Origin of the sequence: Hamadaea flava, assembly GCF_024172085.1 — a bacterium.
Lineage (GTDB): Bacteria > Actinomycetota > Actinomycetes > Mycobacteriales > Micromonosporaceae > Hamadaea > Hamadaea flava.
In genome coordinates, this window is the sequence record NZ_JAMZDZ010000001.1 from 6,273,046 (window position 1) to 6,293,775 (window position 20,730).

Consider the following 20,730-nt stretch of genomic DNA (forward strand, 5'->3'; position numbering starts at 1 on the left):
TGCGAGTCGTCAGCGGTGCTGGATGGTCTGCCGGAAGTCGAGCAGAAGCTTGGCCGCCTCGGCGGAGCCGCGGTCGAAGAACATCACCATGCCGAGCGCGCCGTGGTCGGCCCATCCACAGATCGACAGCTTGACGCCGCCGGTGACCGAGGTCGCGCACTCGGCGCGGCCGCCGAGCGGTCCGGCCGGGATGGCTTTACGGTCGGCGAGCTGGAGGCCGCCGGATTCGATCGCGTCGTACGCCGCGTTCAGTTCGGCTTGCGGGCGCAGGATGAGTTTGCTGCCCGCGAAGATCATGATGATCTTCTGCTGCGCGTCGGTCTCCTTGTGGTAGACGCCGGCGGCGGTGGTCTTGAACCCGGCGCCCTGCCGCAGGTCGCTGTCCATCTGGTCGCCGATCGACTTCAATTCGGCCGAGGTGGACCGCGGGTATCCGGCGATCGTGTCCGGGGCGGCGACGGTCGCGGGGTATTCGGCCATGATCGGCTTGCCGAAGACGTATCCGGCGACGCCGCCGGCGAGGACGAGGACGATCGCTGCCGCGAGGAAGACCTTGAGACCGGTGCGCTTGCGCGGCGGTTGGTCGGCGGCCGGAGTGGAATCGAATCCGCTCGCGGGCGGCACGGCCGGGGTGAAACCGGTGGCCGAGGCGGCTGGCGGTGCCGGATCGTCGCGCGTCGCCTGGCGAGGGAAGACCTGGCGGGGGTACTCGGCGGTGCGCTGGTCCTGATACTGGTCCTGCCGGTAGGGGTCTTGCTGCTGCGCCCCGTCGTTCAGTTCGCCGAGGCTGGCGTACGGGTCGTGGGGTTCGTCGCCGTAACCGCCGGACGGCTGGTAGCCGTGCTGCGGCCGGTACCCGGCGGATCCCTGTTGTGCGCGGTCGCGCTCAACGCGGGAAGACGGCTGCGAGCCGCCGGAGGGGTAGGTCACGGTTTGGCTCCTTTTCAGGGGTGCCGGGCGATCGTAAACGGTCTCAGCGCCCCGGGGCCACCGCCGCGGACGGGCGTACCGAGCCGGTCCGTAGACTGACCTGGTGACCGAGACTGCCCAGAACACCCCTTCGACCGTCGAGCTCGCCGCCGCGTACCAGCCCGGTGAGGTGGAGCAACGCCGATATGAGCAGTGGGTCGAGGGCGGGCATTTCAGCGCCGATGCCGCGAGTGACAAGCCTCCGTTCACCATCGTCATCCCGCCGCCGAACGTGACCGGATCGTTGCACATCGGTCACGCCCTTGACCACACCATCCAGGACTCCATCGTCCGCCGCAAGCGGATGCAGGGTTACGAGACGCTGTGGCTGCCCGGCATGGACCACGCGGGCATCGCCACCCAGAACGTCGTCGAGCGCAAGCTCGCCGCCGAGGGCCTGTCGCGGCACGATCTGGGCCGCGAGGCGTTCGTCAAGAAGGTCTGGGAGTGGAAGGCCGAGTCCGGCGGCACGATCCTCGGCCAGATGCGCCGGCTCGGCGACTCCGTCGACTGGAGCCGCGAGCGGTTCACCATGGACGACGGTCTGTCCCGCGCAGTGCAGACGATCTTCAAGCGGCTCTACGACGACGGCCTGATCTACCGGGCCGAGCGCATCATCAACTGGTGCCCGCGCTGTCTCACGGCGCTGTCGGACATCGAGGTGGAGCACTCCGACGACGAGGGCGAGCTGGTCTCGATCCGCTACGGCTCCGCTCGGGAGCCGGACCAGCAGCTCAGCGGCGAGGGGGAAGACGCGATCGTGGTCGCCACCACCCGCGTCGAGACGATGCTGGGTGACACGGCGGTCGCGGTGCACCCCGACGACGAGCGTTACCAGCACCTGATCGGCACCGAGGTCGAGCTGCCGTTCACCGGGCGCATGATCCCGATCGTCGCCGACGAGCACGTCGACCCGGCCTTCGGCACCGGCGCGGTCAAGGTGACCCCGGCGCACGACCCCAACGACTTCGAGATCGGCCAGCGGCACTCGCTGCCCTCGCTGACCATCATGGACGAGCGCGGCGTCGTCACGGCGCACGGCCCGTTCGAGGGGCTCGACCGGTTCGAGGCGCGCCCGGCGATCGTGGCCGCGCTGCGCGAGCAGGGTCGCATCGTCGCCGAGAAGCGCCCGTACGTGCACGCCGTCGGCCACTGCTCCCGATGCAAGACCACTGTGGAGCCTCGCCTGTCGTTGCAGTGGTTCGTCAACACCGGCCCGCTGGCCAAGGCGGCCGGCGACGCCGTGCGCGACGGCCGCGTCCGTATCGAGCCGGTCGAGCTGGCCAAGCGCTACTTCGCCTGGGTCGACAACATGCACGACTGGTGCATCTCGCGGCAGCTGTGGTGGGGCCATCGCATCCCGGTCTGGTACGGCCCGGCCGGCGAGGTCGTCTGCGTCGGCCCCGACGAGCAGCCGCCGTCCGGCGACGGCTGGAGGCAGGACGAGGACGTCCTCGATACCTGGTTCTCCAGCGCGCTGTGGCCGTTCTCCACGCTCGGCTGGCCGGAGCCGACCGCCGACCTGGCCAAGTTCTACCCGACCAACGTCCTGGTCACCGGCTACGACATCCTCTTCTTCTGGGTCGCCAGGATGATGATGTTCGGCCTCTACGCGATGGACGGCAAGCAGCCGTTCGACGTCGTGGCGCTGCACGGCATGGTCCGCGACCAGTACGGCAAGAAGATGTCGAAGTCGTTCGGCAACGTCGTCGACCCGCTGGACTGGATGGACCGCTTCGGTGCCGACGCCACCCGGTTCGCCCTCGCCCGCGGCTCGAACCCGGGCTCGGACGTGGCCGTCAGCGAGGAGTGGGTGCAGGGCTCCCGCAACTTCTGCAACAAGCTGTGGAACGCCACCCGGTTCGCGTTGCTCAACGGCGCGACCGTCGAAGGCGCGCTGCCGACCGAGCTGTCCGCTGTGGACCGCTGGATCCTGTCCCGGCTGCAGCACACCATCACCGAGGTCGACGAGTACTTCGACGGCTTCGAGTTCGGGAAGGCCTGCGACGCGCTGTTCCACTTCGCCTGGGACGACGTCTGCGACTGGTACGTCGAGCTGGCCAAGCCGGTGCTCGCCGGCGGCGGCGAGGCGGCCGAGCGTACCCGGCGGGTTCTGGGGCATGTCCTCGACCAACTCCTGCGGCTCCTGAACCCGGTCATCCCCTTCGTCACCGACGAACTGTGGTCGGCGCTCACCCGCCAGGCCACGGTGGTCTCGCAGGCATGGCCGACGGTCGAGCCCCGGCTCGTCGACGATGCGGCCGAGGCCGAGCTGGAGGCGCTCCAGCGCGTGGTCACCGAGGTCCGCCGGTTCCGGGCCGACCAGGGGCTCAAGCCGGGTCAGCGGGTGGCGGCGACGCTCGCGGGCCTCGAGTCTGTGGGCATTTCGGGCCACGAGGACCTCATCTTCTCGTTGGTACGCCTGGAGCACGCCGCCGACGGGTTCGCCGCGACGGCCACGCTGACCGTCGTCGGGGGAGTGACGGTCGCGCTCGACACCCGGGGCAGCATCGACGTCGCCGCCGAACGCGCGCGGCTGACCAAGGACCGGGTGGCCGCCGAGAAGGAGGCCGCCCAGTGCCGGGCGAAGCTGGGCAACGAGGCGTTCACCGCGAAGGCTCCGGCCGAGGTGGTCGCCAAGATCGAGCAGCGGCTGGCGGCGGCGGAGTCCGACCTCGCGCGCATCGACGCCGCTCTTGCCGCCCTTCCGGCGGCGTGACGGGGGGATCATGAGCGACGACGTAACGGACAAGATGCGGGCCGCCGAGGCGGAGCTGGAAGGCCGCGGCTTCACCCGGATGGTGTTCGACCTCGGGCGCATCACCGAGCTGCTCGACGTGCTCGGCAGTCCACAGCGGGCGTACCCGTCGATCCATCTGACCGGCACGAACGGCAAGACGTCGACGGCCCGGATGATCGACAGCCTGCTCCGGGCGTACGGGTTGCACACAGGTCGCTACACCAGCCCGCATCTGGAGACCGTCCGGGAACGGATCAGCCTCGACGGCGACCCCGTCGACGAGGAGTGGTTCACCCGGATCTACGACGAGGTCGCGCCGGTGGCCGCGCTGCTCGACGCCCGTAACGACGAACCGCTGACCTACTTCGACATGACCACGGCGCTGGCCTTCGCGACCTTCGCCGACGCGCCGGTGGACGTGGGCGTGGTCGAGGTCGGGCTCGGCGGCGCCGACGACTCGACGAACGTCCTGCAGGCGGGCGTCACGGTGATCACCCCGATCGGGCTGGACCACACCGAGTGGCTCGGCGACACGATCTACGACATCGCGCTGGCCAAGTCCGGGATCGTCCACGCCGGCTCGACGCTGATCTGCGCGCAGCAGCCGGAGGAGGCCCTGGAGCCGATCCTGGAGCGCTGCGCCGAGGTCGGCGCGACCATCGCCCGCGAGGGGCTGGAGTTCGGCGTGGTCCAGCGGAACGTGGCGCTCGGCGGCCAGGTGCTGACCCTCCAGGGGCTCGGTGGGATCTACCAGGACATCTTCATCCCGCTGCACGGCGCGCACCAGGCGCAGAACGCCGCGGTGGCGCTGGCCGCCGTCGAGGCTTTCCTCGGTGCCGGAGCCACCAGCGGCAAGGTCAAGCAGCTCGATGTCGAGCTGGTCCGGGAGGGCTTCGCCTCGGCCAGCTCGCCCGGCCGGCTGGAGCGCGTACGCAGCGCCCCGGCGATCCTGCTGGACGCCGCGCACAACCCGCACGGGATGGCGGCGACCGTCGCGGCGCTGACCGAGGAGTTCACCTTCCACCGCCTCGTCGGCGTCCTCGCGGCGTTCGCCGACAAGGACGTGTCCGGTGTGCTGGAGCTGCTGGAGCCGGTGCTCGACGAGATCGTGGTCAGCCGCAACTCGTCGCCCCGGTCGATGGCCCCCGACCAGCTCGGCGAGCTGGCCATCGAGATCTTCGGGGAGGATCGCGTTCACGTCGTCCCCGACCTGCCCGACGCCATCTCCGAGGCGGTCGTCCTGGCCGAGGAGGACCAGGACGGCCCGCTCAGCGGAGTCGGCGTGCTCATCACCGGCTCGGTCGTGACCGTGGCCGACGCGCGGAGGCTGTTGAAGCGATGACCGAGGTCAAACCATCCGGATTGCGTAACCCCGAGAAGGCCGTCCGCGGGCTCGGCGCGGCCGCGCTGTCGCTCGAAGGTCTCACCCTGCTACTGGGCATCGCCCCGATCCGGATGCTCGGCACCGGCCATCCGACGGCGGCGATCATCATCCTGATCGTCACGGCCCTCGCGGCTTTCACCCTCGCCGGGATGATGGGCCGGCCGTGGGCCTGGCCCGCCGGCGGAGTGCTGCAGATCGTGTTGATCGCGGGCGGGCTCGCCCATTGGATGATCGCCGCGGTCGGGGTGACCTTCGGGCTCGCCTGGCTCTACGTGCTCAAGGTACGCCGCACGATCCTGTCCTGACCGGACTCGCTCAGTGGCGGGAGCGCCACTGGGTGAGGTTCACCGCGTGCCCGTCCGGGTCGCGGAAGGCGGCCGCCCACAGCTCCAGGCGCTCGCCCCGGTTGACCACGCGCGGGGCGTAGGTGAAGGTGACGCCCTGCTCGACGAGGTCGGCGTGCACCCGGTCGAGGTCGTCGACCTCCAGGTTCAGGTGGGTGAGGCGGCGGTTGCCCGCGGTCAGGTCCTCGGCCCGGCGCAGCACGATGCGGGTGTCGCCGGAGGACATCACGGCGTTGCCGTAGCCGCTGTCGATCTCGTCGAAGCCCAGCAGATCGCGGTAGAAGGCGACCGAGCGGTCCACGTCGGCCACCAGCAGCGTCACGCCGACGGCGTTCACCGATCCGGCGCCGCGCGCGGAGTACGCCGGGATCGGGTCCACCGGCGGTTCGGCGTGCCCGAGGTAGCCCTCGTTCTCCGGGCTGGTCCGGGGATTCGGTGGCAGGTCGCCCAGGGCGGACGGGGTCGCCTCGGAGAAGTCGATGACGTCGACCCGCAGGGGCGCCTCCGGTCCGGCCTCCGGCCCGTCGATGATCTGCCCTTCGAGCACCTGGGTCGTCGCGCCCGCACCTTCGGCCGCCTCTTCGCGTACGTCGTCGCGACGGGGCTCGCCGCGGCGGCGTGGGCTGGGACGACGGCGGAGCGGCAGGTCCGGCCCCTCCGGCCCGTCCTCGTAGGCCGGCGGCCCCTGCGCGGCTCGCGCGGCGGCGACCTCGTCGGCCAGGTCGGAGTCCCGGTAGCCGGCGAGGTCCTCGCGATCGTCGTCGTCGTCGTAGTCCTCGAACCGCATCGGCCCGGCCTGGTGGCCCGTGCGATCGTCGTACAACGGTTCCTCGTCGTCTATGAGGCCCTCGTACTCGGAGTACGCGTCGTCCTGGTAGCGCTGCGTGTGGGTGAGGATCTCGTCCCAGAGGACGCGTACGCGACGGATGTCGTCGACGGCCACCCGGACCGGGAGGACGTCGCCGACGGTCGGCCACTTCGCCACCGGCACCCGCGGATCGCGTACGCGCACCGACGCCGGCGGGTGGCCGGGGGCCTCGATCTGCAGGTGCATCTCGATCCGGCCGTGGGTCAGCGTCGCGGGCGGCTCGGTCGCCTCCAGCACGTGCGCCGTGCCGACGACGAACGCCCGGTCGGCCCCGCGGAACGACGAGGTCAGCATGAGGGCGACGGCCAGGATGAGCATCGCGACGCCGACGGCGCCGAGCGGCCAGCTCGTCAGTCCGAGGCCGGCCATCGCGGTGAAGACACCGAGTGAGCCCAAGGCCACCGCACCGGTCGCGCGTACTGCCCCGACTTTCTTCCGCTGGCCGTTTGCCACGTTTCGTCCCTCCCCGGCGACCGCGTCCCCCAACGACCCGATCGTGCCACAGCGGGGGGAGTCGGCGTCTTGAGTAAACATAGGGGGGCGTCGTGGCGTTTCGGAAGGGCCGATCGGGTGTGGCTGATGGGGGGTTCACGGTGGCTTGCCCGACTCGATCGGTAGTCTGCTGATGAACCACGCTCACAAAAAGGGCGCAGTCCGAAACCCAGGAGGAATGCTCGTGGCCGAGCGCACGCTCGTACTGATCAAGCCGGACGCGGTACGCCGGGGGCTGGTCGGGGAGATCATCAGCCGGCTCGAGCGCAAGGGGCTCGGGATCGATGCGCTGGTGCTGCGCACGATGGACGCCGAGCTGGCCGACGCGCACTACGCCGAGCACGTGGAGCGGCCGTTCTACCCGCCGCTGAAGCAGTTCATGACCTCGGGTCCGCTGGTCGCGGCGATCGTCACCGGCGACGAGGCGATCGCCGTCGTGCGTACGCTCGTCGGCGCGACCGACGGCCGGGCGGCCGCCGCCGGCACCATCCGGGGCGACCTGTCGCTGTCCAACCGCGAGAACCTGGTGCACGCCTCGGACTCCACCGAGTCCGCCGAGCGCGAGATCAAGCTCTGGTTCCCGGACCTCGTCTGAGCTACCGGTAACGCCGGTTGGAACGCCGGTATCTTGCAGGCGCCGTCGCCACCCTCCTCGATCGACGGTGCACGAGTCCAGGCGTAGCCATGTAGCCGGGAGACCAGATGTCCGAACCCCTTGAACTCACCGTCCTGTTGCCTTGCCTCGACGAGGCCGAGACGCTGAAGGTGTGCGTCGAAAAGGCTCAGATCAGCCTGCAGTCGCTCGGCATCCGCGGCGAGGTGCTGGTCAGCGACAACGGTTCGACGGACGGCTCGCAGGCGATCGCGGAGGCGGCCGGGGCTCGGGTCGTGGCCGCCCCGGTGCGCGGCTACGGCGGCGCCCTGATCAACGGCATCGAACACGCTCGCGGTAGGTACGTCATCATGGCGGACGCCGACGACTCTTACGACCTGACCGACCTCGAGCCGTTCGTCACGGCCCTCCGTGCGGGCCACGACATCGTCATGGGCAACCGGTTCCGAGGCGGGATCGCGCCGGCGGCGATGCCTCCGCTGCACCGCTATCTCGGTAACCCGGTGCTCTCGTGGCTAGGCCGGGTCCTGTTCGGACTGAAGGTCCGGGACTTCCACTGCGGCATGCGCGGGTTCGACCGCGACCGCGTACGCGCGCTGCAGCTGTGCATGCCGGGCATGGAGTTCGCCTCCGAGATGGTGGTCCGGGCCGCCCTGGCGGGGTACGACATCACCGAGGTGCCGACCCGGCTGCACCGCGACGGCCGCAGCCGACCGCCCCATCTGCGGACCTGGCGGGACGGTTGGCGTCACCTGCGCTTCCTCCTGGTCTTCGCGCCGCAGCGAGCAGTCGTCTGGCCGGGGACGGTGCTGTTCCTGGTGGGTATGCTCGGCGTTGTCGCGCTGACGCCCGGGCCGGTGGCGATCGGCGGCGTGCGCATGGACGTCAACGTCCTCGTCTACGCCTGTTTCGCCGTCCTAGTCGGGGCGCAGCTGATTCTGGTGGGCGGGTTCGCTGAGGTCTACGGCCGAGTCGAGGGCATCACCCGGGGTGCCCGGCTGCATCGCTGGGTCACGTTGCTCAAATTCGAACGGTGCGCCGCCTATGGTCTGCTGCTGATCACGGTGGGAATCGCCGGAACGGCCTTCGCGGTCGGCCAGTGGGGCGAGACCGGCTTCGGCGACCTCGATCCGACCGGCACCGTACGCATCGTGCTGCCGTCGGCGACCGCGATCGGCCTCGGTGTGATGGTGATGTTCTCGGGTCTGCTCGCCAGTCTGATGACGCTGCGCGGCATCGCCACGGTCACGATCCCGGCCCAGGCGACCGGCGACGGCACCGAGCGCCAGCCCGTCAGCCGATAGCCGCCGGCCGAGAGCGCTACGACTTGGGGGCTTGCCAGGTCGCGGCGGTGTCGTTGTTGATCGCCTCGAAGAGGGAAGCGGCGACCGCCTTGTTGGCGTACACCACGCTTTGTGTACCTTCCCAGCCGCCGCCCGAGGTCGGGTTGGTGATGAACCGAATGCGGCTGGTGTTCATTCCGCGTAGTTCCATAGCCGTCCCGAACAGGTCGAAACCCTTGTCGGCGGAGATCGCCCCGGCGGTGGCCTTCAGAAAATTGTTGAGCTTGACCGGATCGGTCAGGATGCCGGCGCTTGTCGCCTTGGCGAGAACCGCCCGGATGACCTGCTGCTGATGCTTGATCCGGGAGAAGTCGCCGTTGGCGAACTGCTTGCGCTGACGGGAATAGTCCAACGCCTCGGCACCGTCCAGATGCTGCGGACCGGCCTTGAACTTCCGGTACGGCGGATGGATGGAGGTGAAGTTCTTCTCGACGTCCACCTCGATGCCGCCCAGCGCGTCGACGACCTGGGCGAACCCGGCGAAGTCGATGACCACCACGTGGTCGATCCGCACCTTCGAGTACGCCTCGACGGTCCGCACCATGAGTGGAATGCCGCCCCAGGCGAAGGCGGCGTTGATCTTCGCCTTCACCCCGCCGTGACCGTTCTTGGCCCGGGGAATGTCCAACCAGGTGTCGCGCGGAATGGAGACGATCTGCGCGCTCGAGCGGTCGGCCGCCACGTGCGCCAGCATGATCGTGTCGGTGCGGGAACCGTCGGTGTCCGGGTCGCGTGAGTCGCTGCCCAGGATCAGGAGGTTCACGGCCTTGGTGGTCTGCACCGGCTTGGCCGGGCGCTCGGACTCCACGACCTCGGCGAACGCGTCCACCCGGGTCACCTTGTTCTCCACCGACTTGAGGTAGAGCCGAAGCCCCACCACGCTGCCAGCGGCGACCAGCGCCAGCGTCACCAGGCTCCACAGCGTCACGCGCAACCAGCGGCGGCGCTTCGGCGCCGGAGCGGCCGACGGCGGCGCCACCTGAGAATCCGAGTCTTCGACGTTATCGCCCCCGTGGGCGATCTCCTGGGGATCGATGCTTGGATCGGCATCCGAGGGGATCGACATGGAACCAGAGGATACCGGCCTGCCACTACACCGACGGTCAGGCGATTTCCGGGACGGCCAGGGCCGCCGTGTTAGCATGCCCAGCCGGTCCGGGCCCGTCGCGGACCGGGTTCGATCGAGGGGGCGTGTCGCGTGAGGCAGGACAGACCAGCTCCGGCCGTCCGCGCGTTGCCGTCGACGCCGCTGCGGGCTCGCGTACGCAACGTCCTGCGCGCCGTCAAACGGCGTACCCGTCAGAAGCGTTCGGTCCCGGCTTGGAGCGAACGGGCCGGCGATGCGACCCGAATGGCAGCAGACTCGGGCCGAGTGGAAATCACCGTCGGCACCGTCGGAGAGCTGCGGCGGCTCGTCTCGAGCCACCTGACGCCAGACGAGGCGACCGGGTTCGACCTCACCATTCAGTCGTGGAGCCGGCCCTGGCCGGACTGGGTAGGGCGGACGCCCGCCCTGACGGGGCTGCTGCGGCAGAAGCTCAGTCTTCCGGACGGGGACGGCAGGGTGGTCCTCAGTTGGACGTTCGGTCGGCCCGTACCAGTCTCGCGGCTGCTGGGCGCTGCGCTCATGCTGCTCAGCCCGGTCCGGCCGCTACCGGGCGTACTCACCGCCGATGTGCTCGTCGACGGTCCCCGTCCGGCCTGGCTGCCGGTGGACTCGGCGTACGCCGCCGAGTCGGCACGTCCGGACGTGGGGCCGCTTCCGGCGTACGACTTCGTGATCCGGGACGAGACCGGAGGGCTCGTCCTGGTCGACGTGGCCGGCGCCAATCCTCGCGGTCGGCAGGAGACGCTGCTGACGGTGCCGCACGCGGAGTTGCATATGACGGCGGCCGAGAGTGGATACGACTGGTGCCTCCTGCGGCCAGGGCGTGCGCACGTCCTTGTGGCCGGGCGAGCCGGCCAGGTGCTCGACGAGCGGCAGGCCGCAGCCTTGGCACAGGTCGGCTCGGCGAGTCTCGTCGGCGACCCGGCGCCGGGCGAGCTCGGCGCGACGGTGCTGGCCCAGCTTGCGATGACCGGTCTCGTCCTGCACACCCCTGAGCTGCCAAGCGATGTCCGTGCGCGCCTGCATCCCGAACTCCTCGGCTATTTCGACACCGGCCTGGACGGTTCGGACCCGTTCGATCGCGAGGTCCACGGCGTCGGTCAACGCCGGGCAGCTATGCGTCACCACGCCAGTGCCCTGCGGCTTCGCGAGATCGTGGCCGACCGGCACCCCTCCGTCGCGCGGCCGCCGTCGGTGTCGGCTGTGCTGGTCAGCCGTCGTCCAGAGCGCGCGGTGGCCGCCGCAGTCGCCCTGGCCGCCCAGACTTACGCCGAGTTCGAGCTGGTGGTAGGGCTGCACGGCATCGAGTTGACGCCCGAGCAGACCGCCCGGCTGACGAGCCTCCCGGTGCCGATACGCCTGGCTTCGTTCCCGCCCGAAACCGGATTCGGTGAGGTTCTGGCGGCCACCACCAGGATGGCCTCCGGCAGCCTGCTCACCAAGGTGGACGACGACGACCATTACGGCCGCGAACACATCTGGGACCTGGTCCTCGCCCGGCTCCACTCGGGTGCGGCCGTGGTCGGCAAAGGCGCCGAGTTCGTCTACCTGGAGCCGTTCGACGCTACGGTGCGTCGGCGGATGGGCAGCGAGCTCTACTCCGACGTGGTCGCGGGCGGCACGATGATGATCTCCCGCGGGGATCTGGAAGAGGTGGGTGGCTGGCGCCCAGTCGCTCGGTCGGTCGACCGCGCACTGCTCGATCGGGTCCTCGCCGCCGGCGGCCTCGTCTACCGCACACACGGCTTCGGATTCCTCTACACGCGGCACGACGACGGGCACACCTGGGATCCGGGCATCGAATACTTCCTCAACGACCCCGCTCGGCGCTGGCCGGGCCGGCCGCCCCATCGCGAGTTCGACGCACAATGACGATCGTGGGCAACGACTGGTCCGGGCTGGACACGCCGCCGTTGGGCGGCTGGCGGCCCGAGCTCACCGTGAGCGTCGTCATCCCCGCCTACGGCAGTCAGCAGCACCTCGACCTCACCCTGGCCGCGCTGAGCCGGCAGACCTACCCGGCCGAACTGCTCGAGGTGATCGTCGTCGACGACGGGTCGCCCAACCCGTTGCGCTTGCCGCAGCTGCGCCCGTCGCGTACACGGATCGTCCGCGCCGAGGGACCAGGCTGGGGTCCGGGACATGCGGTAGCCCGGGGCGTACGTGATGCGGCCGGAGAGATCATTCATCGGCTCGACGCCGACATGGTGCTCTTCCCGGACCATGTCGAGGCCCTGGCTCGCTGGCATCACCTCGTGCCGTACGCGGTATCGCTGGGAATGAAGCGGTTCGCCGACGTGGCGGCGTCGACCGTGACCGCCGCACAGGTCGCCGACGACGCCGCAGGACTGTTCACAACGGACGGAACCGAGCCCCACGACTACATAGAGGACATGTTCCGGCGGACGCGGGATCTGCGGGACGCGGGCTCCGCCGCATTCCTGGCGCATGTGGGCGCCACAGTGGCGGTGCGCCGGGAGCTTTACGAACGGGCCGGCGGATACGATCCGGACCTGCACCTTGGCGAGGATACGGAGTTCGGGTACCGACTGGCCCAAGCCGGCGCGCTGTTCATTCCGGACCGGCAGGCACGGGCCTGGCATGTGGGGCCGACCGCGATGACGAAGCGCGGTGAGCGGCTGCGGCGCTTCAACCGGCCGTTCCTCGCCACGCGCATGCCGGAACCCCGTTGGCTGCGCAAGAACGGCGGCACGTCCTGGGCGGTCCCACTCGTCACGGCCACGGTCGACGTCGACGGCCAGCCGTTGGAACTGGTCCGCGCCTGCGTCGACGGCCTGCTGACCGGAGACATCCAGGTGGTGCTGAGCGGGCCGTGGAATCGGCTTGCCGACGAGCGGCGCGACGTCCTGGACGACCCCGACCTCGATCTGCGCCTGATCAGGGAGACATATCGGGCCGACCAGCGGGTGCGCTTCGTCGTCGAACCGCCCCGGACGGCGTTCCCCGCACCCTTCCTGCTCCGCGTTCCGGCGTACGCCCGGCTGGCGGCGGACACCGTGCCGATGCTGATCGCCGAGGCCGAACGGCACGAGGCGGCGGTCGTGCTTGCCGGTGCGGTCGAGTTGCGGCGTACCGCCGCGGACTCCCGAGCCGCGTGGAGCGGCGCTTCACTCGAACACCGAAAGGTCAGCCCGGCGGCCGCCGGCATCACGGATCTGCGTCAACTCGCCGACGCGGCGCTTGCCGAACTTCTCGTCGACGCCCAGCTGTCAGCGCCCGAACGCTGGACCCCGATGGTCGTCGAAGTCGGTGGAGTACGCACGCTCCTGCGGGCGGCGGCCATGGTGGCTAAGCTCACCGCGATCCGGGCGGCCCGGCAGTTCGGGCGCCGGAACCAGGATCGAAGCTCGGCCGGGCGGGTCCATCACCCGTCCGGGCGTTAGGGAGACCAGATGCCTGTCGGCGACGTCCTGCTGCTACGCGACCAGACCTGGCCGGACGCCGCCGGCGTGTGCTGCTGGCGTAATGCCGTCCGCGCCGCGTTCACGGAGGCGGGAGCAGCCGTCAGCGAAATCGGTGTCGAACCGGCTCCGGCGGCCACCGCGGCCGTCGGTCCTCCGGGCGCCGGTCGCGCCGCTCGGCTGCCCCGCGTCGTACGCCGACCGGCCGGTCTCGCGTACCGAGGCGCCCAGCAGGTCACCAGGGCGGTGCGAGCTGAACTTCAGGCGTACACGGACGACGGGCGCCGGGCGAAGGCGAACCTTCGCCGGCTCGGCGCGGACACGAGCCGGACAGACGTGATCGTCGCGGAATCGGCCGAAGTCGCGGCGGCCGCGCTCGCCGCCGGCGCACCGGGCGGCCGCCTCTGGGTGGCGACGTGGCCTGCGGAACGGTTGCTCGCCGGGGTCGATTCCGGGCCGGCTGCTCAGATCGCCCGGCTCGCGGCGAACATCGCCGGAGTCCTGACCGACTCCGAACTCGCGCGGGAATCGGTCGAGCGCGCCGCGCACGCGACCAGGCTGCGGGTCGAGATCTTCCCGCCGATCGCTGTGGACCGGCCATGCGACGAGTGCTCGCCGGCGGCTGCGCTTCCAGCGCCGGCCGCCCCGTTGGCCGTCTGGCGAGATCTCCGCAATGGACAGACGCTCGGTTCCTACTCCTTCGTCGCGGCCCGCTGGGCTGGTCTGGGCGCCGGGTGGGAGCCGTCGCCGTTGCTCGACTGGGCGCAGGTCGGCCAAGGCGTTTCGCTGTCGGTTCCGGCCGCCGAGCCGCCGGACCCCTGGACAGCTGAGCGCCAGGTGGCCGCAGCTCGCCGAGTTCTGGCCGCGACGCTGCCGGTGCGGACCGGCTCGGGTCGCCGTCGTCGCGTCCTGGTCTCGGGCTACGACCTCAAATTCGCCCGCGAGCTGGCCGGGCGGCTGGCTGCCCATGACGACCTGGACCTGCGGTTAGACAGCTGGCCGTCCCTAGGGCAGCGCTCGCCTGCCACCAGTGGCCTGCTCGCGCAAGCGGACGCGGTGTTCGCCGAATGGGCACGGCCCAGCGCCGTCTGGCTCTCCCAGAACAAGCGGCCCGGCCAGACCCTCATCCTTCGTCTGCATCGTTACGAACTGGATGCTCCCTATCCCCGTGACATCGACATCGATCGGGTCGACGCCGTAGTCCACGTCTCGCCGCCGATCCGCGGCCGTATCCTCGGGGAACTGGGCTGGCCCGCGGACAAGCTGGTCTACATTCCCAACTACCTCGACGTCGATCTGTTCGACCGGCGGAAGGTGCCGGGCGCGCGGTTCGGCATCGGGTTCGTCGGGATGGAGTTCATGAACAAGCGGTTCGATCTCGCCCTCGACGTTCTGGCCGCGGTCCGCCGGGAAGACCCCCGCTTCACGCTCCACGTCCGCTCGGTCATGCCCTGGGACAACGCGTACGCCTGGCCACGCGCCGCCGAGCGGGAGTTCGTCGGCTGGTGCCTGGAGCGGATCGAACGCGATCCGCTGCTCCGGGGAGCGGTCGCTTTCGATCGCCCCGGCGGGGACATGGCCCGGTGGTATCGCAAGGTTGGCCATGTCCTGTCCATGAGCGACATCGAAAGCTTCCATCTGGCGGCCGCCGAAGGCATGGCATCCCGGGCGATCCCCGTGATCCGACCATGGCCGGGTTCCGCCGAGATCTACTCCGCCGAGTGGATTCAGCCGTCCGTCGAAGCGGCGGCCACCGCCATCCTCGCCTCTGCCGACGAGCAAAGCTGGGTCGACCGCGGGGAACGTGCGTACGCCGAGATCCGGGCGACGGCCGACCCGGCCAGGACCGTCGCCGCCTGGGCGGATCTGCTGCACGGCGACGTGGGCGCGGCCCGGCTCAGAGTCGCCCAGCCGGGCTGACCGAGCTGTCGGGCCGTCCGCGATCACCCGAGCCGGCTAGAAGATGCGCCGCACGTAAGGGATTCGCGAGCCGGCGAGGGCGATCACGAAGGACGTGCACAGGACCACGACGTACGTGATGAGCATGACCGCGAACGAGGTGCCCCGGTCCACAATGTCGAACCAGGTGCGCAGCAGGACGAGGACCAGCAGGTGCGTCAGGAAGACGCCGAACGTGGCCTCGGCGAGTCGGCGGAGCACCCTTGCCTGACCCGCGGACAGCTGAATCATGCCGCCGATGCTCAATCCGACCAGATAGACGCAGAACGCCAGCACCGCCGTGACCGGACCGGCGTACTCGACCGGCAGCAACGCCCAGAGCAGCGGAGCGTCCACCCCGGAACCGACCTGCCACGTCAGCTCGGCCGCTCCGAGCACACCGACAATGGTGGCGATCAGGAGTCCGCGTGGCCCGAGCCGCACGTTTCGCAGCGCCCAGCCCGCGAGGAAGTAACCCACGTAGGGCAGCCAGATGGTCAGACTGCCCAAATAGACCTCGTGCGGCGAGTCGGTCAACCGGGACATGTTCGGCACCATGATCAGTGCGATCGACCACAGCATGACGACGCCGGCGAAGATGTACGCCCGTCGCTCGCCACCGTCTCGGAGGAACGCGACCAGGATCGGGGCAAGCAGGTACAGCCCGAGAATCAGCCACAGGAAATAGAGCGCGGTGAAGAATCGGGACTCGATGAACATCGAGCCGAGCGAGGCCAGGGTCAGGTGTTCGCCGAAAATCCACATGCGAACGCCGACCACATAGACGAGATGCCAGGCGATCATCGCCGGCAGGATCTTCGTCAGCCGTCGGCGGTAGAAGGCACCCGGCCCGTCCTGATGCGCTCGCGGGTTCAGCACCAGCGCGCCACTGATCATGATGAACACAGGGACGGCCCAGAAGGAGGCGCGTTGAATCGCCGTCGCGACCCACCAATGCAGCGTGCCCTGGAGTGCCTCGTCCGGACCGAGAACATGGATTGCCACGACGCCGGCGATGGCGACGACCCGTAAGAGGTCCAGCCCCGGCTCGCGGCGGCGTCGGACGTCGTCGACCAAGCTGGTCGAGGCCGCGGAAGTCTTGCCGGTACGACTGCGCGGAACGTTTCCGGTCTCGCTCAGCTCAGCTGGTTGTGCCACGGTGGTCAGAGCCGGTGCGCGGCAGACGTCGTGGTGACCCCACGCGTGTCGAAGAAGCGCTGCGCCATCCCGGCCAGGCGATCGGCGTCGTATACGGCGTGGTTCTGCACCAGAATGACCAGGTCTGCCTGGGCGACGGCCGGCTCCAGCTCGTCTGCCTTCAGCACCTCGACGTCCGGCACCCGCCAGTCCTCGACGTGCGGGTCGTGGTAGGTGAGCTTGGCGCCCAGCCCGCTCAGCCGCTGGGCCAGTTGTACCGCCGGCGACTCTCGTTGGTCGGCGATGTTCGGCTTGTAGGTCACGCCCAGCAACAGCACCGAAGAGCCGTTCGTGGCCTTGCCCGCCTCGTTCAGGATGTTCTGCGCCCGCCGAGCCACATACGCGGGCATCGTCGCGTTGATCTCCTGAGCCAGCTCGACGAACCGGAAGGGGTAACCGAGCTTGGCCCGGACGTTGTGGCTCAAGTAGTTCGGGTCGATCGGGATGCAGTGACCGCCCACGCCAGGACCTGGGTAGAAGGCCTGGAAGCCGAACGGTTTGCTGGACGCCGCGTGGATCACGTCCCAGAGATCGATGTCGAGCTGGTGGCAGAACTTCGCCATCTCGTTCACGAGGGCGATGTTGACGTGGCGGTAGGTGTTCTCCAGGAGCTTGGCCATCTCGGCCTCCCGGGTTCCCTTCGTGCGTACGACCTCGGTCACGAAGGTGCCGTAGAACGCGGCCGCACGCTCGGTGCACGCGGGGGTGTGCCCGCCGACGACCTTCGGAGTGTTGTGCGCGCCGAAGGTGGCGTTGCCCGGATCGATGCGTTCGGGCGAGAACGCGAGGTTGAAGTCCTCGCCTACCCGCAGCCCATTCGCCTCGAGAATGGGACGGACGACGTCGTCGGTCGTCCCCGGGTAGGTCGTCGACTCCAGGATGACGAGCATGCCGGCGCGCAGATTCCGGGCGATCGAACCGGTCGCGGAGGTCACCGCCCGCAGGTCGGGTCCGCCTTCCTCGGAAAGCGGGGTGGGAACGCAGATGACCGCGGTGCCTGCGGTCGCGATCTCGCTCTCGTCGGACGTCGCGCGGAAGCCCTGGGCCACCATGTCTGCGATGTCGTCGTCCGAGAGGTCGTCCACGTGCGACCGGCCCTCGTTCAGGGACTTGACGACCCGGGTGTTCACGTCGAAGCCGAGTACGCGCAAGCCGGCGCGAGTCGCTTCGCGCGCGAGCGGCAACCCGACGTATCCGAGTCCGAGGATGACGACATCGACGGCCATTGGTGCCTCCTTGGACAGTGAATCGACGGCACGCCGTTGACGATTCCCCCGTGCCTGTCTTGCTTGCCTCTGTGAGAGACGCATGCTACCGGCTCCTGAGGGCGGCCGACGCACCCCCCGGGTTCCGGGCACGGCCACTGTGGCAACTGTACGCATTGCCCAATTCGCCCTAGTAGCAGCGGTTTTCTCGGCTTGCCAGTCAGAGCAGCGACTGATCGGAGCGGGCGGTGAAGGCGGCGTGGACCCACCGCCGGGCCCGGCGAATCGCGCGACCGGCACGACTACGGCCGGCCACCGTCCGGACCAGCTGCGCGCCCCGGTGTCGCCGCCGCAGGTCGTCGAGCTCGGCCGTCAGCACCTCGACACGGTCTCGCAAATCGGATTCGATTCGTGACCGCGCCTCGGCGAACCGGGCCTCGACCGAGGCGAGTTCCCGTCGTCGTTCCCGCTCACCTTGCTGGAACGCGGCTCCGGCAGTCAGCCATGCGGCGGTGAGGGCGCTCGTCACCAGGCTGCTGTCGCGTTCGGCGTACGGCCGGTCGGCAGCCGCGAGGAGGTGCAGGGCGGGCCTGCCCCCGACGAGACTCCAGCCCGACCAGGTGACCCCCACAGGCAAGCTGCCGAGCCAACGATGATCGGCGACGCCCGCCGAGTTCGGCAAGGCCGGGACCACGAGGGCGCAGCCGCCGTCCCGGAGGAGGCCGGACGCGCCGGGCAGCGTCCGCGCGAGCCAGCCGCCCGGATCGCCGGCCGGCTCGACGACCACCATGTCGAAGTCCCGGCGGCCGACGGAGTCGACGTCCCCTGCCAGCCATGCCTCGCCGAAAGGCAACCGGAGAGCCGCTGGGACCGACTGCGGGCGCTCCTGAAGAATCAAGAGGCGATCGGGGACGGGCACGGGAACCAGAAGGTCGTCACTCGCCGTCATCGTCGGCGATCCTTCCAGATGTCCTTGCTCGGTCATCTGGCTAGGATGCCGCACGATGCGGGTCACCACACGCCGGGCGGCCGCGAGCAGGCGAGCACGTGCACTGGGTCATCAGGATGCGGGGGAGCATGGAACTCGACAGCACGATGGGGGAGCGCTCGCATCGGGACGCCATTGCCCCTGGCCTGACCGTTGTGGTGACCGCCGTGGAAGCGGCATCGCCCATCCTGGCCGATCTCCGTCGACAGACGTTGGATCCGGCCTTGATCGAGACGATTCTGGTCCTGGCCGGACGACTCGACCCGGATTCGTGGACCGCTCATGCGGGAACCGACGGCGCCCCGGGGCTCCGGGTCCTGCACGCGCCCAACGCCGATCAACGTCACGCCGAGGAGCTCGGCCTGGCTGCCGCGACCAGGCAGTTCGTTGTCTTCGCCACGGGGGTCGATTCGGTCGGCGAGCGGTTTCTCGCCGCACTCTGGGAAGCCGCCGGGCCGGACCGGGTCGCAGCCGCTCCGATCACCCCGGCGGATGGGCCGGACATCCCGTACGGCAAATGCCTGCCGACCGCCTTGGCACGCGCGAGTGACCGGCCCGCCGATGCGACCGGTGCCGCACTCGTGCTCGCTGCCCTCCAGGTCGAACACGGCCTACCCGTCCGCGAGGTGGCCGGGGTCGATGCCGCGTACGCCCCCGCCACGTCCCGCACGAGCTTCGCGGATTCGGTCGTCGAACCGGTGCGAATCATCGAGCTGATCCAGGCGTACGGCGGGACCGATCGGCCGCGCCGGGACGCCGTCGCCCGAATGGCGGATCACGAAGGGACCCGCATCGGGGAGTATCTCCTCCGGCACCCCGACGATCGAGACAAGGTAGTCGCGCTCCTCGATGCCAGTACCGCGGCTGACATGCCGTACGCCGCCGTCAACCGGGTGCCGGCGGCGGCCCTGGCAGTCGCGTTCGCCTTCCCGCCGTACACCGAGACGAGCGCCGTCGTCGCGGCCAAGCGGTTGCGGGAGTCCGGCGAGGTGTACGACGTGATCAGCAACCGGATGCAGGGTGTGCGTCAGGTGGATCCCACGACGGTCCGGATCGCCGGCCCGTTCACGGCCCGGACGGCGGAACTGCCGACCCCGACGTATTTCGCGCCGTGGAGTTCGATGGAGGAGTTCGCCCGCCGGGGACTCGCCGTGATTCGGGAGTGGCGTACCGGCCTGGGGCCATACCGCACGGTCTACAGCCGGGCACACTTCGCGGCCTCCCACGTGCTCGCGGCGGCGTACAAGCTGACCTCGCCGGCTACCTTCTGGCGCGCGGAGTTCTCCGACCCGTTGTCGCGCGACGTCAACGGAGCGGAGCGGGGGGAGCGCGTCGGCCGTACCGCCTTCGCGCGGGCGCTGCTGAAGCGGCTGCGCGCGCAGGGACTTCCGATGCCTCGGGGCCGGAACGCCTTCGCGTGGTGCGAGCATCTGGCGTACGTCCTCGCCGACGAACTGGTCTTCACGAACGCGTATCAACTGGATTACATGCTCGGCTACTGCCCGGACCCCAGGACTGTGGCGCTGGTGCGGCGCAAGGCGGTCATCCGTCCACAGCCGACTCTGCCCGACGCCTTCTACCGGATGGTCGCCTGGCCTTATCCGCTGGCCGCCGACCGCGTACACATCGGGTACTTCGGCAATTTTTATGCTAATCGTGGCATTGACGACGTCCTTCGGGCGATGGCCGAGGCGGATGACGCCCAGAGCCGCCGGATCGTGCTCCATGTCTTCACGAAGAATCCAGACGAAGTCGCCCGTCGAGCACGGGCGCTCGATCTCGCCGACCGGGTGCACGCGAACGCGTACCTCCCCTATCTGGCGTTTCTGAACCTGGCCGTTCGGCTCGACTGTCTCCTGGTGAACGACGCCGACACAGTGCAGACGCACGGTGCGGTGAACCCCTATCTGCCCTCGAAATGGGCCGATTACGCCGGAAGCGGGCGCCCGGTTTGGGGCCTGGTCTCGCCCGGAAGCGCGCTGAGTGAGCAGAGCCTGATGTATCGGTCGCCGCTGGGCGACGCGGCTGCGGCGAGGGCGGTGCTGACCCGGATCGCGGCCGCAGGAAAGTGACCGCGAGACCTAGTTCGGGCCGGTTCGGTCGTGTTGACCTGGTGGTA

At 69.7% G+C, this 20,730-nt stretch carries 15 protein-coding genes; 9 read left to right on the forward strand and 6 right to left on the reverse strand.

Features of this window, described 5'->3' with window-relative positions:
• Positions 1–9: 9 nt before the first annotated feature.
• Complete coding sequence (locus HDA40_RS29425; protein WP_253761049.1) at positions 10–930, reverse strand: hypothetical protein; 921 nt, start codon at positions 928–930, stop codon at positions 10–12.
• Between the two features lie 103 nt (positions 931–1,033).
• Between HDA40_RS29425 and HDA40_RS29430 the strand changes: the two genes are divergently transcribed.
• The 3 genes from HDA40_RS29430 to HDA40_RS29440 are packed head-to-tail and all read left to right on the forward strand — an operon-like array spanning position 1,034 to position 5,398.
• Complete coding sequence (locus tag HDA40_RS29430; RefSeq protein WP_253761050.1) at positions 1,034–3,688, forward strand: valine--tRNA ligase; 2,655 nt, start codon at positions 1,034–1,036, stop codon at positions 3,686–3,688.
• 10 nt (positions 3,689–3,698) lie between these two features.
• A complete protein-coding gene (locus tag HDA40_RS29435; RefSeq protein ID WP_253761051.1) occupies positions 3,699–5,051 on the forward strand; it encodes a bifunctional folylpolyglutamate synthase/dihydrofolate synthase in 1,353 nt (450 codons plus the stop codon).
• On the forward strand, positions 5,048–5,398 hold the full coding sequence (locus tag HDA40_RS29440; RefSeq protein WP_253761052.1) for a DUF4233 domain-containing protein: 351 nt from the start codon (positions 5,048–5,050) through the stop codon (positions 5,396–5,398). Before HDA40_RS29435 ends, HDA40_RS29440 begins: the two co-directional genes overlap by 4 nt.
• Positions 5,399–5,408: 10 nt before the next feature.
• Here HDA40_RS29440 and HDA40_RS42255 read toward each other — a convergent pair whose 3' ends face one another.
• Positions 5,409–6,758, reverse strand: coding sequence for a VOC family protein (locus HDA40_RS42255; RefSeq protein ID WP_253761053.1), 1,350 nt, complete (start codon positions 6,756–6,758; stop codon positions 5,409–5,411).
• 223 nt (positions 6,759–6,981) lie between these two features.
• Here HDA40_RS42255 and ndk point away from each other — a divergent pair, with 223 nt between their 5' ends.
• A complete protein-coding gene (gene ndk / locus HDA40_RS29450) occupies positions 6,982–7,392 on the forward strand; it encodes a nucleoside-diphosphate kinase (RefSeq protein ID WP_253761054.1) in 411 nt (136 codons plus the stop codon).
• A gap of 107 nt (positions 7,393–7,499) precedes the next feature.
• Positions 7,500–8,714 carry a glycosyltransferase family 2 protein gene (locus tag HDA40_RS29455; RefSeq protein WP_253761055.1) on the forward strand — a complete coding sequence of 405 codons (1,215 nt, stop codon included), beginning with the start codon at positions 7,500–7,502 and terminating at the stop codon, positions 8,712–8,714.
• A 16-nt stretch (positions 8,715–8,730) separates the two neighbouring features.
• Here the strand turns inward: HDA40_RS29455 and HDA40_RS29460 are convergent, their stop codons facing one another.
• Positions 8,731–9,819, reverse strand: coding sequence for an LCP family protein (locus tag HDA40_RS29460; RefSeq protein WP_253761056.1), 1,089 nt, complete (start codon positions 9,817–9,819; stop codon positions 8,731–8,733).
• A 132-nt stretch (positions 9,820–9,951) separates the two neighbouring features.
• Here HDA40_RS29460 and HDA40_RS29465 point away from each other — a divergent pair, with 132 nt between their 5' ends.
• The 3 genes from HDA40_RS29465 to HDA40_RS29475 are packed head-to-tail and all read left to right on the forward strand — an operon-like array spanning position 9,952 to position 15,203.
• Positions 9,952–11,733 (forward strand): hypothetical protein, encoded by a 1,782-nt coding sequence (locus tag HDA40_RS29465; protein ID WP_253761057.1) that lies wholly within the window; start codon positions 9,952–9,954, stop codon positions 11,731–11,733.
• 5 nt (positions 11,734–11,738) lie between these two features.
• Entirely contained in the window at positions 11,739–13,265 is a 1,527-nt protein-coding gene (locus tag HDA40_RS29470) for a glycosyltransferase (RefSeq protein ID WP_253761058.1), read from the forward strand.
• Positions 13,266–13,274: 9 nt separating this feature from the next.
• Positions 13,275–15,203, forward strand: a complete 1,929-nt coding sequence (locus HDA40_RS29475) for a glycosyltransferase family protein (protein ID WP_253761059.1) — start codon at positions 13,275–13,277, stop codon at positions 15,201–15,203.
• Positions 15,204–15,239: 36 nt separating this feature from the next.
• Here HDA40_RS29475 and HDA40_RS29480 read toward each other — a convergent pair whose 3' ends face one another.
• From HDA40_RS29480 to HDA40_RS29490, 3 genes are all read right to left on the reverse strand, one after another.
• Positions 15,240–16,379 carry an acyltransferase gene (locus HDA40_RS29480; RefSeq protein ID WP_253761060.1) on the reverse strand — a complete coding sequence of 380 codons (1,140 nt, stop codon included), beginning with the start codon at positions 16,377–16,379 and terminating at the stop codon, positions 15,240–15,242.
• 5 nt (positions 16,380–16,384) lie between these two features.
• A complete protein-coding gene (locus HDA40_RS29485; RefSeq protein ID WP_253761061.1) occupies positions 16,385–17,644 on the reverse strand; it encodes a nucleotide sugar dehydrogenase in 1,260 nt (419 codons plus the stop codon).
• A gap of 199 nt (positions 17,645–17,843) precedes the next feature.
• Positions 17,844–18,608 (reverse strand): hypothetical protein, encoded by a 765-nt coding sequence (locus HDA40_RS29490; protein WP_253761062.1) that lies wholly within the window; start codon positions 18,606–18,608, stop codon positions 17,844–17,846.
• Between the two features lie 92 nt (positions 18,609–18,700).
• Between HDA40_RS29490 and HDA40_RS29495 the strand changes: the two genes are divergently transcribed.
• Positions 18,701–20,683, forward strand: a complete 1,983-nt coding sequence (locus HDA40_RS29495; RefSeq protein ID WP_253761063.1) for a hypothetical protein — start codon at positions 18,701–18,703, stop codon at positions 20,681–20,683.
• Positions 20,684–20,730 lie beyond the last annotated feature (47 nt).